This is a genomic window from Glaciimonas immobilis (genome assembly GCF_011947285.1).
GTDB lineage: Bacteria > Pseudomonadota > Gammaproteobacteria > Burkholderiales > Burkholderiaceae_D > Glaciimonas > Glaciimonas immobilis.
The window spans coordinates 165,591-181,072 of record NZ_JAAOZT010000003.1; the positions used below are offsets into that span (position 1 = coordinate 165,591).

Annotated in this window: 11 protein-coding genes; 2 read left to right on the top strand and 9 right to left on the bottom strand. The window is 51.6% G+C overall.

Going from position 1 to position 15,482, the window contains the following annotated elements:
• Window positions 1–249: 249 nt before the first annotated feature.
• The 9 genes from HAV38_RS07190 to HAV38_RS07230 all read right to left on the bottom strand — a co-directional run bounded on the left by HAV38_RS07190 (window position 250) and on the right by HAV38_RS07230 (window position 13,011).
• Window positions 250–1,065, bottom strand: coding sequence for a hypothetical protein (locus HAV38_RS07190; RefSeq protein WP_168053915.1), 816 nt, complete (start codon window positions 1,063–1,065; stop codon window positions 250–252).
• 501 nt (window positions 1,066–1,566) lie between these two features.
• Entirely contained in the window at window positions 1,567–2,625 is a 1,059-nt protein-coding gene (locus tag HAV38_RS07195; protein ID WP_245182263.1) for a ribonucleotide-diphosphate reductase subunit beta, read from the bottom strand.
• A gap of 218 nt (window positions 2,626–2,843) precedes the next feature.
• Window positions 2,844–5,768: a ribonucleoside-diphosphate reductase subunit alpha gene (locus HAV38_RS07200; RefSeq protein ID WP_168053919.1), complete on the bottom strand. Its 2,925-nt coding sequence runs from the start codon at window positions 5,766–5,768 to the stop codon at window positions 2,844–2,846.
• A gap of 812 nt (window positions 5,769–6,580) precedes the next feature.
• Window positions 6,581–7,174 carry a 1,6-anhydro-N-acetylmuramyl-L-alanine amidase AmpD gene (ampD, locus tag HAV38_RS07205; protein ID WP_168054194.1) on the bottom strand — a complete coding sequence of 198 codons (594 nt, stop codon included), beginning with the start codon at window positions 7,172–7,174 and terminating at the stop codon, window positions 6,581–6,583.
• 231 nt (window positions 7,175–7,405) lie between these two features.
• A complete protein-coding gene (locus tag HAV38_RS07210) occupies window positions 7,406–8,935 on the bottom strand; it encodes a sigma-54-dependent transcriptional regulator (RefSeq protein ID WP_168053921.1) in 1,530 nt (509 codons plus the stop codon).
• 26 nt (window positions 8,936–8,961) lie between these two features.
• Window positions 8,962–10,728, bottom strand: coding sequence for a sensor histidine kinase (locus tag HAV38_RS07215; RefSeq protein ID WP_245182247.1), 1,767 nt, complete (start codon window positions 10,726–10,728; stop codon window positions 8,962–8,964).
• 106 nt (window positions 10,729–10,834) lie between these two features.
• Window positions 10,835–11,134 (bottom strand): PP0621 family protein, encoded by a 300-nt coding sequence (locus HAV38_RS07220; RefSeq protein WP_168053923.1) that lies wholly within the window; start codon window positions 11,132–11,134, stop codon window positions 10,835–10,837.
• Window positions 11,131–11,940, bottom strand: coding sequence for a cytochrome C assembly family protein (locus HAV38_RS07225; protein WP_168054198.1), 810 nt, complete (start codon window positions 11,938–11,940; stop codon window positions 11,131–11,133). The genes HAV38_RS07220 and HAV38_RS07225 overlap by 4 nt, the downstream gene beginning before the upstream one ends.
• Window positions 11,941–12,231: 291 nt before the next feature.
• Window positions 12,232–13,011, bottom strand: coding sequence for an NYN domain-containing protein (locus HAV38_RS07230; RefSeq protein WP_168053925.1), 780 nt, complete (start codon window positions 13,009–13,011; stop codon window positions 12,232–12,234).
• Window positions 13,012–13,381: 370 nt separating this feature from the next.
• On the opposite strand from HAV38_RS07230, the gene ffh reads away from it, so the two are divergent.
• Both ffh and HAV38_RS07240 read left to right on the top strand, forming a co-directional pair.
• Window positions 13,382–14,749: a signal recognition particle protein gene (gene ffh, locus HAV38_RS07235; protein ID WP_168053927.1), complete on the top strand. Its 1,368-nt coding sequence runs from the start codon at window positions 13,382–13,384 to the stop codon at window positions 14,747–14,749.
• A 366-nt stretch (window positions 14,750–15,115) separates the two neighbouring features.
• A complete protein-coding gene (locus HAV38_RS07240) occupies window positions 15,116–15,478 on the top strand; it encodes an SWIB/MDM2 domain-containing protein (protein WP_168053929.1) in 363 nt (120 codons plus the stop codon).
• The last annotated feature ends 4 nt before the right edge of the window (window positions 15,479–15,482 follow it).

Consider the following 15,482-nt stretch of genomic DNA (forward strand, 5'->3'; position numbering starts at 1 on the left):
GCGACTGCCAATCGCCTCAAGTCAATTCGGTGTAACTACTTTGAACGCGACAAACATTATTACCGGGTATATCTAATCTTAGGATGGTACTTGAAAAATCCATTGCTCTACGGAATGGCGCGCAAATAACTGCATAGCCAAGGCACAGCAACGCTCAGGCCGCAACAAGAAAAAACCCGCTGATAGCACGAAGCCATACAGCGGGTAGTGCGCCTAAAACTAACCAGGCTCTCTCTAACACCCGAACAATTACGGACGGGTGCCAGTAGGAAACGGCCATGCCGCAGCAGGACTAAGCATAGTCTGTGCTGCATCTGGCGCTGGCTTAGCCGCTGCTTTTTTTGCTGCTGGCTTCTTTCCGGCTGGTTTAGCTGCCGCTTTGGCCGCTGGCTTAGCGGCTGGTTTTGCTGCTGCTTTAGGTACTGGCTTGGCTGCCGGTTTGGCTGTGGATTTAGCTTTAGCCGCAGGTTTAGCCGCTTTGGCTGGCTTAGCCGCAGGTTTAGCAGGTTTAGCCGCTTTAGCTGCAGGTTTAGCCGCTGGCTTCGCTGCTTTGGCTGCAGGTTTCGCTGCCGCTTTAGCCGCTGGCTTCGCTGCTTTGGCCGCAGGTTTCGCTGCCGCTTTAGCCGCTGGCTTCGCTGCTTTGGCTGCAGGTTTCGCTGCCGCTTTTGCCGCTGGCTTCGCTGCTTTGGCTGCAGGTTTCGCTGCCGCTTTTGCCGCTGGCTTCGCTGCTTTGGCCGCAGGTTTCGCTGCCGCTTTTGCCGCTGGCTTCGTTGCCTTAGCTACAGGCTTGGCTGCTTTAGCCGCAGGTTTTGCTGCCGCTTTTGCGGCTGGCTTAGCTGCTTTAGCTACTGGCTTGGCTGCTTTAGCAACCGGCTTTGCTGCGGCTTTAGCGACCGGCTTCTTGGCTGCAGGTTTCACTGCTGCTTTAGCTACCGGTTTTGCTGCTGCTTTGGCTGCCGGCTTTTTAGCGGCTACGGGTTTTTTCGCTGCTACTGGCTTTGCGGCCGGAGCGGCTTTCTTCACAACGGGTTTCTTCGCTGCGGATTTTTTTGTTGCTGTTGCCATTTTGTTTCTCCTTCACGTGATGGAAAAAATCAAGCTCTAAGTTGGAAACCCGACGGCCCATCGCGATGGTCCGGCGGATTATTCATCGGCGCAATCAAGTCTCTGCTTGCGCTAATGAATTCGGCACCAGCTGAACTGCTCCATCCCCTCATTGATGCAGCACTTCAGCCATAGTCGGCCAGGGACATATTCCGCAATCAATGATCGGGTGGAACATATCGTCGCAACGCCTTACGGCTGCGAACCTAGCCAAAAAACGCCAGCAATTACGCCAGCGCAGGAATTCGTTTAATTCTTTTATAAAAAAGCTTTCGGAATTTCCAAAGAAAAAGCCGCCATTCCCGATTTAGTCGGGATGAGCGGCGACGACAGATAAGATCTTTGCGGTCTTTGACTGTTCATTTATTTGAATTGCTACCTTTGGTTATGCAGCGTTTTTTATATACTGATCGCTGCATCTTTCCGTCCACCTCATAATTCTTGTCGGAGATTCCAGACCCGCTATTCCCAGTTCAGAGCACCGCCGGTTTGATACTCGATGACCCGTGTCTCAAAAAAGTTGCGCTCTTTTTTCAGATCGATCATTTCGCTCATCCAGGGGAAGGGATTTTCTTCCTGAGGGAACATTGGGTCTAATCCGATTTGCTGCGCGCGGCGATTAGCGATGAACCGCAAATAACCTTTGAACATTGGCGCATTCAAACCGAGCACTCCACGCGGCATTGTATCCTCTGCGTAGCGATATTCCAACTCTACTGCGCTTAAAAACAACGATTTAATTTCGTCGCGGAATTCGGAGGTCCACAAATGCGGATTTTCCATCTTGATTGTGTTGATTAAATCGATACCGAAGTTACAGTGCATTGATTCATCACGCAAAATATATTGATACTGCTCTGCTGCGCCCATCATTTTATTTTGACGGCCTAGCGCCAGAATCTGGGTGAATCCAACATAGAAGAAAAGACCTTCCATGATGCAGGCAAACACAATTAATGAGCGCAATAATTTCTGATCGTTCTCGGTGGTGCCGGTCTTGAATTCAGGGTCAGTCAACGTATTAATAAACGGAATCAGAAACTCATCCTTGTCGCGTATCGATTTGACTTCGTGATAAGCGTTAAAAATTTCTGCTTCGTCCAAGCCTAGCGATTCGACGATGTACTGATAAGCGTGTGTATGTATCGCTTCTTCGAATGCCTGACGCAACAAATACTGGCGGCATTCTGGCGCAGTGATGTGGCGATAAGTACCAAGTACGATATTGTTGGCGGCCAGCGAATCGGCAGTAACGAAAAAGCCCAGATTGCGTTTGACCAGACGACGCTCGTCATCGGTCAAGCCGTTTGGACTCTTCCATAATTCGATATCGCGCTGCATGTTGATTTCTTGCGGCATCCAGTGATTAGCACAACCGGCCAAATACTTGTCCCACGCCCATTTATACTTAAACGGGACCAACTGATTGACGTCGGTGTGACCATTAATAATGCGTTTGTCCGCAGCGTTCACCCGATGTGTCGTATCCACGGCAGCCTCTGTCGGCTGCACCGGTGGCATCACACGCGAGGCGGGTGTTGAACTGGTTTGTTCATCCCAAGAGAGCATATTTCTTCCTTCACTTTATTTTATGATTAGCGTGCGTGGTTTTAGTTCAGCCAACGCAACATATCGTGTCTAAAACTGTTATGACCGGCACGTCCGTGGACTGTCCGCACGTGCCTTAATACCTGATTAGTGTCAGCTTACCGGGAATTTACCGGCAGCTTATTGGCAGCTTATTGGCAGCTTTCGCACTCTTCAAAACCGGCATCGCCCGGACGCATTGTGCACGCAGGACCATCCAGTTCCAGTTCGTCCGAGACAACCGGCTTCGCTGCGTAATTTGCCATCGCACCGCCACTTGCAGCCCCATCGACCGACACTGCATTCAACGCACCGGTTTTGGTGGTCGATTTTTCGGTGTGGGTAGCGCCGATTGTGCGCAGATAATACGTGGTTTTCAGGCCGCGCAACCATGCCAGTTTGTAAGTCTCGTCGAGTTTTTTGCCCGATGCACCGGCCATATAAATGTTTAGTGACTGCGCCTGATCAATCCATTTCTGACGACGCGATGCAGCTTCTACTAGCCATGAGGGCTCGACTTCGAACGCAGTGGCGTAAATAGCGCGCAAATCTTGCGGAATACGATCAATTTTGGCCAGGCTACCATCAAAATACTTCAGGTCCGAGATCATGACTTCATCCCACAAGTTACGGGCCTTCAGGTCACGAACCAGGTATGCGTTGATTTCAGTGAACTCGCCGGACAGGTTCGACTTTACATACAGGTTTTGATAGGTCGGTTCGATACACGCCGATACGCCAATGATGTTCGAAATGGTGGCGGTCGGTGCGATCGCTACACAGTTCGAATTACGCATGCCGAATTCTTTGATGCGGGCACGTAGTGGCGTCCAGTCCAAAGTCTCGGACATATCCGTTTCGAGATAGCCGCCACGCTCTTCAGCCAGCAACTTCAGCGAATCCTGCGGAAGAATGCCACGGTCCCACAACGATCCGCGGAATGAGCTATAACGACCGCGCTCTTCTGCCAAAACAGTCGAGGCCCAGTATGCGTTGTAGCACACGAGTTCCATCGAGCGATCAGCAAATTCAACTGCTTCTTGCGATGCATAAGGAATCCGCATCATGTGCAGGCAATCCTGAAAACCCATGATGCCCAGACCGACCGGACGGTGACGCAAATTAGAATCACGCGCCTTCTTCACTGCGTAGTAGTTAATATCAATCACATTGTCTAGCATCCGCATGGCAGTGCTAATGGTTTTTTGCAATTTGGCTGAATCAAGCCTGCCGTCTTTCATGTGCGCTGGCAAATTGACCGAGCCCAGATTGCAGACAGCGATTTCAGTTTCGTTGGTGTTCAACGTGATTTCGGTACATAGGTTGGAGCTATGGACCATGCCGACATGTTGCTGTGGCGAACGAATATTGCAAGGGTCCTTGAACGTGATCCATGGATGACCGGTCTCGAACAGCATCGATAGCATCTTGCGCCATAGATCCAGTGCGTGCAACTTCTTGGTGGTGCGCAGTTCACCGCGCGCGGCCTTGGCTTCATAACCCAGATAAGCGGTTTCGAACGCTTTGCCGACTTTGTCATGCAAGTCCGGCGCATCACTTGGCGAGAATAATGTCCACTCGCCTTTTTCCATCACGCGCTTCATGAACAGATCAGGAATCCAGTTAGCCGTGTTCATGTCATGCGTACGGCGACGGTCATCGCCGGTATTTTTGCGCAGGTCGAGGAATTCCTCGATGTCCATGTGCCAGGTTTCCAGATAGGCGCAGACCGCACCTTTGCGTTTACCGCCTTGATTGACAGCAACGGCAGTGTCGTTCACCACTTTCAGGAACGGCACCACACCTTGCGATTTACCGTTAGTGCCTTTAATGTGCGCGCCGAGGGAGCGCACTGGCGTCCAGTCGTTGCCCAGACCGCCAGCGTATTTCGCCAGCAAAGCGTTTTCTTTGATCGCGTCGTAGATGCCTTCAAGATCATCCGACACGGTCGTCAGATAGCATGATGACAGTTGTGAGCGCAGCGTCCCGGAATTGAACAGGGTTGGCGTGGAGCTCATGAAATCAAAGCTGGACAGCAGATTGTAGAACTCGATCGCGCGTTCTTCACGGTTGATTTCGTTCAGTGACAAACCCATCGCCACGCGCATGTAAAACGCTTGCGGCATTTCAATACGGACATCCTGGATGTGCAGGAAATAACGGTCATACAGCGTTTGCAATCCAATGTAGGCAAATTGCAGATCGCGTTCCGGTTGTAGTGCGTCGGCCAGCTTCTTCAGGTCAAACTGCGCCAACTTGCTGTCTAACAGGTCAGCCTCAATCCCTTTTTTAATATACTTTGGGAAATAATCAAGGTACTGCGCTGGCGCATCCGCTTGCGTGACTTCTTTACCGAAAACTTCTTTACGGATCGTGTGCATCAGCAAACGCGCAGTAACAGTACTGTAAGCAGGATCTTTTTCCATCAAAGCGCGTGCTGCCAGAATCGCTGACTTGTGCAGCTCTTCAACTGGTACGCCGTCATACAGGTTTTTGACGGCTTCGTGCAGAATCGCTTCGGCGTCGACGTGCTTTTCCAGACCGATGCAAGCGGCCGAAATCAAATCGCGCACTTGACCCATGTCGAGGACGCGACGCTGACCGTCTTCTGTTACATATAGCTCGGTTGACGGGGCGACTGCGCTAGTGGTCTGCAATTGCGCACGCTCTTCCATGCGCTTTGCACGATACAGCACGTAGGCGCGGGCGACGTCGTGCTCGCCCGAACGCATTAGGGACAATTCAACCTGGTCCTGAATGTCTTCAATGTGAAAAGTGCCGCCGGTTGGCTGACGACGTACCAGCGCGTTGACGACGTTGAGCGTCAGTTGCTCTACCAACTCGCGCACGCGGGCCGAAGCGGCGCCTTGACCGCCATTGACCGCGAGAAAAGCCTTGGTGACCGCGATCGAAATTTTGGATGGTTCAAAGCCGACTACGGAACCGTTACGGCGGATGATGCGGTAATCGCCAAAGCTGACCGGCGCATGCGTGGGAGCTGCGCTTTTACCAGACTGCGACGACGCGCCACCGAATTCGGACGAAGATTTAACGGAAATTTCTTGAGTAGATTGCACTGAGCCTCCCGAGCTGAGTTTGATAGACGCGTGGATTGCGCCCATCGTTGTTAACTAATAATAAAAAACCGCAGAAATCCGGTTCTCTGAATACCAAATACTATTGCCGCCGCTGTCAACGACCTTACAAGCCAGCAGAAAACCGCGGTTCGCTGCAGAGGTGATACAGATAGCAAAGACTGCATAGGCCGCAACGCAGACAGAACCCAAGGTCTATCTTGACGCTTACGTCAAACTTGATCAATTCAAGCGAGGGGGCTGCATCGGGCCCATCCAACATGTGTACCAAAATCTTCTTACCTGGCACCTGTTTACGATCTCACTGCACGGGCTTGATTGGATGCTAGCTGGTACTGAAATCCTCATGGTCTCAAGACCACTCCGGTTTCTCCGCGCCACTTATCACCAATTGACGCCCGCTCGTTACAGATATTGAACGGGTACTTAATAAGACATGTAGATAACGAAAATAGGACAAGTAGATCAGACACCCGAAACAGCTAAAAGACTTTTTTCTGAATTTACTGCACGTGGTAGATACTGCCGCCAACATTTGGTACGCAATGCGCACGCTCCTCGCGGGCTGAAGCCCCTCGTGGTTGCTGCGGTTTGCGCGTCTGGTCTTCACGAACGCGGGCTACGGCGCAGAAAGAAGTTGGTGGATAAGTTGCGCTTCACCAAAAACACTACATATAGTCTTTTGTATCGTTGTTTGCACTAATTGTAGTACTTGGGCCAAGGAGATGCAATGTTTAACCGCCCCGATTGATAGAATCTTTTTTTGAAGAAAAGTCAAAATAGGGTTGACTTTTCTAACCCTCAATCGGGAAGCCAAGCCGAGGGGTGGTAAGCACTTGCGCTCGGCGATCCACCACGGCCTGCTGGTATTGTACCCAGTCAAAAAATGGCCCAGGATCGGTTTTTCGGCCGGGGGCAATATCGCTATGTCCGCACACCGCAGTGAGACCATGGCGCTTTAGCAATGCATGGGTCAGCGCGTATAACGCGACATATTGCGGCGAAGTAAAGGGCTCATAATCGGTGCCTTCCAGTTCGATACCGATCGAAAAATCATTACACCGCTCACGCGCGCCAAATGATGACACGCCAGCGTGCCATGCCCGTTGCGTGGTCGCTACAAACTGCACAACGCCGCCGTCTCTCCGAATCAGAAAGTGCGCCGACACCCTGAGGGGTCGCAGTTGCTCGAAATAGGGATCGGCGTCGTAATTCAGACGATTACAAAATAAATCCGCAATAAAGGGCGTGTTGAATTTTCCGGGCGGCAAACTGATGTTGTGAATTACCAGTAATTCCACGCTGATGCCCTGGGGCCGTGGATCACAATTGGGCGAGGGCTCATGGCGCACCTCCGGCACGTTTAGCAGCTCCGGCAAATCTGGCATATTTAACGTTGCAGGTATTCGCTGGCTCTGCGCAGTACACCAACCGTCTTCACCGATCAGAAACGTCGGTGAACTGATTGGCGTGCTTGCAGTATGAGCAAGCGTTACCGGAACGGTCATTGTGACTTTATCCATCATTAAGACGCTAAATTATTCCTATTTATGACTGTTTGTTCCTGCTTATTCCTGTTTTTTTGCCTATAAATCCCGTATGGGCTTGCGCGTGCCTGCTTAATCCTGCTCGTGTATCGATAGTCTTTGCATGCGATACCGCAATTGACGAAAACTGATTCCCAATAATTCAGCCGCCTTCGTCCGATTGAATTGCGTGCGGCCCAAGGCTTGCCGAATAATATTACGCTCTACATCATCAAGATGCGTCGGCAATGACGGCGGCAAAATGTCGGCACCCGGACCGGCATTAGCGCCGGTGCGAACACCAGCCACCGCTGGCTCAAGTAACTTTTCACCCATCGCCATAATAGACGCCACCGCCGCCGCCGACTCCTCTGCACCAATTGGGTCCCGTAACTCAGCTGTGAACGCTTCCGCGTGACGCACGCCGGATAACTTCAGCGCCAGATCACATACTTCTATGATGCCATCGTTGGCAAATGCTAAGGCGCGCTCAAGAATGTTCTCCAGTTCACGCACATTTCCAGGAAAAGTATAGCTCTGCAATGCCTGTAACGCTGCCGGGCTTAGTGTCATCGTGGTCTGGTGTAAATCCAGTATCGCCAGACGCATCAGAATGACTTCGGCCAGCAAACCGATATCATCCTTGCGTTCGCGCAGTGGGGGCAAATGCAGCTCTATGACATTTAGCCGGTAGTATAAATCTTGTCGAAACCGGCCTTTCTCAACGCATTCAGCCAAATTCTGGTGCGTTGCGCTGACTAGCCGCACATCCACGACTTCCTCCGTTGTGGCACCGACTTTACGCACGCGCCGCTCCTGAATCGCACGTAATAATTTAACTTGCATTGCCAACGGTAGATCCGCGACCTCATCAAGCAACAAGGTACCACCATTTGCTGCCTGGAAAAACCCGTCGCGGTCCTCCACTGCACCGGTAAACGCACCTTTGCGATAGCCGAAAAATTCCGCTTCCATCAGGTTTTCGGGGATCGCGCCGCAATTGACGGCGACAAACGGTTTTTCTGCACGCGGACTAAGCGCATGCAAATCACGCGCGGCCAGTTCTTTGCCGCTGCCAGATTCTCCGCTGATGGCGATCGGTGCCATGCTCCGCGCTAACCTTGCAATTTGGGAGCGCAAGTCCTGCATCGCTGCCGACCTGCCAACCAATCGCAACGTCGGCGGAGCCGATTTGTTATTGCTCACGCCACTGCGAGGCAATGCGCCGATGGACGGCGAGAGATTGCGCTCAGAAGCGTGGACACGTAGCGCCGATCGCACCATTAAACGCAACTGATCCAATGCCACCGGCTTTGATAAATAGTCAAAGGCACCGGCCTTCAGCGCCATGACGGCATTGTCCGCACTACCAAATGCGGTAATAACCGCAATCGGCATCGTTTTTCCGCTGGCGACTACCTCGTGCACTAGTTCAATGCCAAGTCCGTCGAGTAGGCGCATGTCGGTCAGAACCAGCGCATAATCACGCTGTGACAGGAGTTGTCGCGCGGCCGCCAGAGAATCGGCACTATCGACGTCCAAACCCATTTTAACTAACGCAATTTCTAATAATTCACGCAGATGCGATTCGTCGTCGACGACCAGAATACGGGGTGAAGTCATAACAACAATTTTCCCGGGCAAATAAATTAAAGTGGCCTACGTACCGCAAACGCAATCACAAAACGCCCGCTCAGATCTTCGTGCTCTTCATGCCGATATTCATAATCCAGCTTCGCACCGTTATTCAAACACAACTCGCGCGCCAAAAATAGCCCTAACCCGGTACCTTTATTAGAAGTCGTATAAAACGGCTCGAATAAATGCGATCGAACTGCGGGTATGATCGGGTTACCATCATCCTGAACATGCAGTTCCAGCCCCCCAGACGCGTTCGTCATTACATGCAAACGCATGCTGTTGGGACCGCCGCTGGCATAACGCAACGCGTTTGATAGCAAATTGACCACTACCTCGCGCAGATGTAACGGATCAAACCATACGCTGGATTCCTCGGCGCTAGAAACTAGCAATTGCATTACGCCGGGTTTGATGACGTTCATCTGCTGAAATTCTTCCGTTATGTCCGTCATCAGCGGGCCAAGCAGAATAGGCGCGGTCTGGCGCTGGACTTTACGCGATATCGATAGGATATCTTCGATCATCCGATTCAAACGCGCTACATTATCTTCAATAATATTAAGCAAGCGCACCTGCGATGGACTCACCGCGTCTTCGACCAGTAGCGTCGCGGCGTACGCTATCGACGATAACGGATTCCGTACCTCATGGGCAATACTGGCGGTCAAGCGCCCCATCGCCGCCAATTTAAGTTGTTGCGCCTGATTTTCGATTTCACTGACATCTTGCAAAAAAATAACTGTAAGGTATTCGCGCAGGTCATCGGTTTGGACTGCGGCGAAACGTAACTTGAAATGGGCAGCTAGTTCGTTGCCGGTTGAACCCATCGCAACGCCATTAAGTCGGCGGTCATCACTGTGTTTGATTGTCACCACAAAAGGTGGATCACCGGCAGAGGCGCCACCTATAAACTGACTGGCATCAGCGGCACCTCCCGGATGTAAATTAAACGTCGACGCCCAAGAAAAAAAAGCCTCGGCAATCGGTGTCAATGCGGGAAAATCCCCCAGTTTACCCCCTGGAGCGCCCCGCACCACCGATAACGCCAGCATGCGGTCCGCCATGGGATTTGCACTTAAAATCGTACCGTCCGGACCGACAACCAGCAGGCCGTCACCCATATCTGCAACCGCGATATGGTTAATCGCAAGTTGCACCCGCAAATCCTTGCCACGTTGCTCGGCCAGTTCCTCCTGACGAATCAATCGGCTAGCCAAGCGATTGATCACAAACACTGCAAAAAAATATGCAGCGCCCGATAACCCAGCTTTCAGAGTGGGCGCGTCGGACGCTGATTGCAGCACCTGATAACCGCTCTCGCCCAATAACACGACCGTGACTACTGATACAAAAAGCATCGCTAGCGTGAGCGACGCCAGAATTGCGCCTCCAGCCAGTGGAAACAAATAAAGTACGCCAAGTCCACTTTTGGCGCCGCCCGCACCGAGGTACAAAATCGAGATGGCCGCAATATCCACCAAAATCTGCACCACAATTTGCAACCGGTAGTGGCGCCGGCAATAGGCCGCGAACAAGGCAAAGACAATCGCACAAAGCAAGTAGATCGAACAGGTTTCCGGATAGTCAAAAAATTCGGAAAGCCCGCGGGCATTTTGGCCGTTCGCACTGAGGTAAACCAGCAATACCAGCGCGACCACGATACGCGTGATGTTAAACGTTTGCAGCGTGCGCCAAAACGTTGTCGGCTTCTGGCCCTCTATAAAAAATGCGGCCATCGACTTGGGAAGCTGGAAGGACAGCGCGGATTTGATCATGCGCAAGATTTCAAAACAACGATTGGAGCACTAAACAAGGCGCGGCTTAAAGAAACGGTCAAAGTATCAGCACAGGTATCCCTACGGACTTTGGTCGAAAGCCAACTCACTGGACGTGCAAACGCCGATGTTCTTCACCGCAAAACACCGTGCCAACGTAATCTGTTACCGCTTCGGAGGCAGGAAAATGCAATCCGCAATGCGCGCATGCCACCATTTCTTCCACCGGTGACGAAGCCCCAGATAAGGACGATGGACGCGCATTTCTGGCACCCGCGGCACCAGCAGCATTGTCACGGCCGGCATCATTTGGCCCCGTACCGCCTTTATGGACGATGTTCTTTTTCACGCGCTGAAACCAGACAACAACCGCCAGCGCGATGACTAACCATATGACATATTTCATACCAGGACCCGATGTAACACAACTTCAAGTACAAAACGACTACCCACATAGGCGAGTAGCAAAATAGCAAACCCAGTCAATGTAAAACTAAGCGCAGTACGACCCCGCCAGCCCTGCCACTTCCGGCCAATCAATAACAAGCCAAATAGCGCCCATGACAACATCGTAAATATGGTCTTGTGATCCCACTTAAAAGCTGTTCCGAATAACTCTTCCGAAAAAACCACACCCGATGCCACGGTCAAGGTCAGTAAAAGAAATCCAAAGGCAATTAAGCGAAATAATATTTTTTCCATTGTTAACAACGCTGGCAAACGGTCCAGCGCGGCACCAAACCAGGTGGTATGCGCGCTGCCCGGGCGCGTGTGCAGACGGCTTTCTTGCAAAACCATCAGCACCGCATGAAACGCCGCGATGGTTAACGTACTATAGGCCAGGATTGAAATAACAATATGCCATAAAAACACAGGTGACTTACCAACCAAAGACACCATATTTCCAGGAAACAGACCCGGCAAAAGGACAGTAAGCGCCGCAGTCGGCAATACCAGAACACGCAAACCATCGAGGGTATAGTTACGATTTTCGAGCCAGTAAGCGGCGACCGATACCCACAGCGTCGCCGATAACATCATCGAAAACCCCACTCGCACCTCGTCCGGCCCAACAACGTCAGCCCACAAAGCGGCACCGTGCAGCAGCCAGGCGAGGGCAACGACGGTCGAAATTGTCTTCCGCTGCCTGGACGGCAATAGCGCGCAGCCGAGATATAGAATGGCTGTAAGAATAAAAAAATAAGTATGCATCATCTAAGTTTACAGTATGTGACCCAATTGTGGCATTTGTCGTGGCAGTAGCAATAGTGCCGCAGCCCAAAACAATGCCGCCCTTCATGGGTCGATTAGGGTTCGATAAACGACCGATCATGCCCCTCAGAAACAATTTGCTCGAATCACGCAAACTGATCCCGGCCACATTGTACTGTGCTGCAACCTATACGGCCCGCTACTAACCCCCGGCATTAGAGGGCGGTTTTAAAAATCACCTCGCCCACTCAGCAGCATCTGCTTAGCGTTCTCGCACGCGATTCAAACGCCCTATTTATTCCTGCGCTTATCCCGTATGTATGTTGCCGATTTGTTATTCGATAGCGTACGTTGCGTGACATCGAATAATTCCGTCGCACTCACTAGCCCACTTAGTTTGGTATAGCCATATTCGCGGGCATCAAAATCTGGCGCCTGCTTGGCGATGTGACTTCCCACCGAACCCAGCTGCGCCCACCCGTCCTCGTCCGAGACTGCCTCAATACCGCTGCGCAATAATCGTAGCAAACGCGTATCTTGCCTCAGTTCGTTAGCCGCCCGATGTAATTTACCGGGCGCCTGGCTGACGCCATCCTGATCCACCGCATCCGCCACATCCAGATCAATCAACAATTCCGTGTAGATAAACTTATCGCAAGCGGTAACAAATGGTTGCGGCGTCTTGCGCTCACCAAAACCGTATACCGTCAGCCCCTCTTCTCTGACCCGCGAGGCCAGACGCGTAAAATCACTGTCACTTGATACGATGCAAAAGCCATCGAAACGACGGGTATAAAGCAAATCCATCGCATCGATAATCATCGCGCTGTCCGTCGCGTTTTTACCTTTGGTATATCCAAACTGCTGGATCGGCTGGATCGAGTTCCGAAGCAGACACTCTTTCCAGCTGCCAAGCCGGTTATCGGTCCAGTCGCCATATATGCGCTTGACGCTGGCAACGCCATACTTGGCAACCTCGGCCAGCAATCCGTCAATAATGGCGGCACTAGCATTGTCAGCGTCGATTAAGACCGCCAGACGCGGCGCTTCAGAGGTGGAGTTTCCTGACATAATAATCCCTGAAATCTGTATTGAAGAATAATACCTCAAGCTAGAGCGCACCTACACGACGATCCTGTTCAGCGATCGCAATCAAGGCGACCTATTAAACATCCTTCTTAACATCCATCTTATATCGCGCATATATGGTGACGGCATCAGCCATTGCCATGCCCAGGAGAAATTTTTTTAAAATAATAGCTGATTCCGCGCATCTCGCCTGTCTTCAAGGCAGTTCATTACAGGTATCGGGTAAAATAGTCGATTATTTTCAGTGCGCCGCGTCGGTCATCCCCGTGGTGAAATTGTCCCATGACCACAGCGGTCATACGGTAACAATCGCGCATTGCCCTCTTGTCCTCTTCTGAAAACTCGGTCACCTATGTTAGACAACCTTACCCAGCGCCTCGCCAAAGTCGTCAAAACCATGCGCGGCGAAGCACGGCTGACGGAAACCAATACCGCTGAAATGTTGCGCGAAGTACGTTTGGCATTGCTGGAGGCTGACGTTGCGCTGCCCGCTGTGCGTGAATTTATTGCCAACGTCAAGCAAAAAGCATTGGGCGAAGAAGTCATTGCCTCGCTCACACCCGGTCAGGCGCTGGTCGGCGTCGTACAACGCGAGCTAGCCTCATTAATGGGTGCCGATCTCGGCCCTGAAGCATCGCAACTCAACTTTGCCACGCAACCGCCTGCGATCATTTTGATGGCGGGTCTGCAAGGTGCGGGTAAAACCACCACCGTCGGTAAGCTTGCTAAATATCTGCGCGAACAAAAAAAGAAAAAAGTACTTACTGTATCCACCGACGTTTATCGCCCGGCAGCGATAGGTCAACTGCAGACCGTCACCGAGCAAGTCGGTGCCGATTTTTTCCCCAGTCTGACCACTGATAAGCCAGTCGATATTGCACTGGCCGCACTTGATTTTGCCAAACGCCATTATCACGATGTACTGATTATCGATACCGCCGGTCGTCTGGGTATAGACGAGGCGATGATGCACGAAATCACCGCCGTCCACGCCGCAGTCAAACCAATCGAAACCCTGTTTGTCGTTGATGCCATGCTTGGGCAAGATGCGATCAACACCGCCAAGGCGTTTAACGACGCGCTGCCACTCACCGGTATCGTGCTGACCAAACTGGATGGCGACGCGCGTGGCGGTGCTGCCCTGTCAGTGCGTCATATCACCGGGAAACCAATCAAATTTGCCGGTGTCGGCGAGAAGCTCGACGGCCTCGAAGCGTTTGATCCGTCCCGCATGGCCAACCGTATTCTCGGCATGGGCGATATTCTGGCGCTAGTCGAAGAAGCGCAAAAAGGGGTTGACGTCGCGGCCGCGCAGGATCTCGCGCAAAAAATCAAAAGCGGTGGCAAGTTCGACCTGAACGACTTTAAGTCGCAACTCGGTCAAATGAAAAAAATGGGCGGCATGTCCAGTCTCATGGATAAATTGCCAGCCCAATTTCAACAAGCTGCCAGTGCCGCCAATATGGGCCAGGCCGAAAAATCGGTGCGCCGCATGGAGGGCATGATCAACGCCATGACCGCACAGGAACGGGCCAAGCCGGAGCTGATTAAAGCATCGCGCAAGCGCCGTATTGCTATCGGTGCAGGTGTGCAAGTCCAGGAAGTCAACCGCATGCTGTCGCAATTTGATCAAATGCAGTCAATGATGAAAAAACTCAAAAGCGGCGGCATGATGAAGATGATGCGTAGTATGAAAGGCATGATGCCGGGCCTGAAATAAGCGTTGATCGGTGCGGTTTTGCGGGACCCGGTATCAACCCCGTTGTCTCGCAAAACCGATAAATCATTGATTGCTAAGGCTTTCATGCTTTGATTTGGTGCAAACCGAGTTCCCTCGCGCCCCTCTATTATTCGCATAAAAGTCTCAGTATTGCGGCAGGCCATTATCATAAAAACCATAAAAATGGCGTCCAGATAGTTCCCCAAAGCGCTATGAAAATATGATGTTTTTGAGCGCCTCTGACCGGTGGCCATAAAATCCTGAAAAACCCATAAAAAACACTTGCGTCACTGGGAAAACCGCACCACTATGAGCGTTGCGTGATTGACGCATGTTTCACACTTTCTTCGTCAAGGAGGCTCAAAGATGGCCACAGCAAAAAAACCAGCAGTTGCGGAAAAAAAACCCGCAGCTAAACCAGCAGTAAAAAAAGCAGCACCAGCAAAAGTTGAAGCGGCCGAAAAACCCGCGCGCAAGCCTAACGCCGCATTCATGAAGCCAATGAAACCATCGGCTGTTCTGGCTGCCGTAGTTGGCGCTGACCCGTTGCCACGTACTGAAGTTACCAAGAAGGTTTGGGAATACATCAAGAAACACAATCTGCAAAATCCAGAAAACAAGCGCAACATCGATGCTGATGAAAAGCTTACAGCTGTCTTTGGCGGCAAAAAACAAGTGTCTATGTTTGAAATGACTAAACTCATTTCCGCCCACTTGAGCAATGCTTAAGGTC

Coding starts and splice junctions, on each gene's coding strand:
- HAV38_RS07220 (WP_168053923.1), bottom strand. CDS start 11,134: ATGAAATATGTCATATGGTTAGTCATCGCGCTGGCGGTTGTTGTCTGG.
- HAV38_RS07225 (WP_168054198.1), bottom strand. CDS start 11,940: ATGCATACTTATTTTTTTATTCTTACAGCCATTCTATATCTCGGCTGC.
- HAV38_RS07195 (WP_245182263.1), bottom strand. CDS start 2,625: ATGCCACCGGTGCAGCCGACAGAGGCTGCCGTGGATACGACACATCGG.
- HAV38_RS07210 (WP_168053921.1), bottom strand. CDS start 8,935: ATGACTTCACCCCGTATTCTGGTCGTCGACGACGAATCGCATCTGCGT.
- HAV38_RS07230 (WP_168053925.1), bottom strand. CDS start 13,011: ATGTCAGGAAACTCCACCTCTGAAGCGCCGCGTCTGGCGGTCTTAATC.
- ffh (WP_168053927.1), top strand. CDS start 13,382: ATGTTAGACAACCTTACCCAGCGCCTCGCCAAAGTCGTCAAAACCATG.
- ampD (WP_168054194.1), bottom strand. CDS start 7,174: ATGCCAGATTTGCCGGAGCTGCTAAACGTGCCGGAGGTGCGCCATGAG.
- HAV38_RS07240 (WP_168053929.1), top strand. CDS start 15,116: ATGGCCACAGCAAAAAAACCAGCAGTTGCGGAAAAAAAACCCGCAGCT.
- HAV38_RS07190 (WP_168053915.1), bottom strand. CDS start 1,065: ATGGCAACAGCAACAAAAAAATCCGCAGCGAAGAAACCCGTTGTGAAG.
- HAV38_RS07215 (WP_245182247.1), bottom strand. CDS start 10,728: ATGATCAAATCCGCGCTGTCCTTCCAGCTTCCCAAGTCGATGGCCGCA.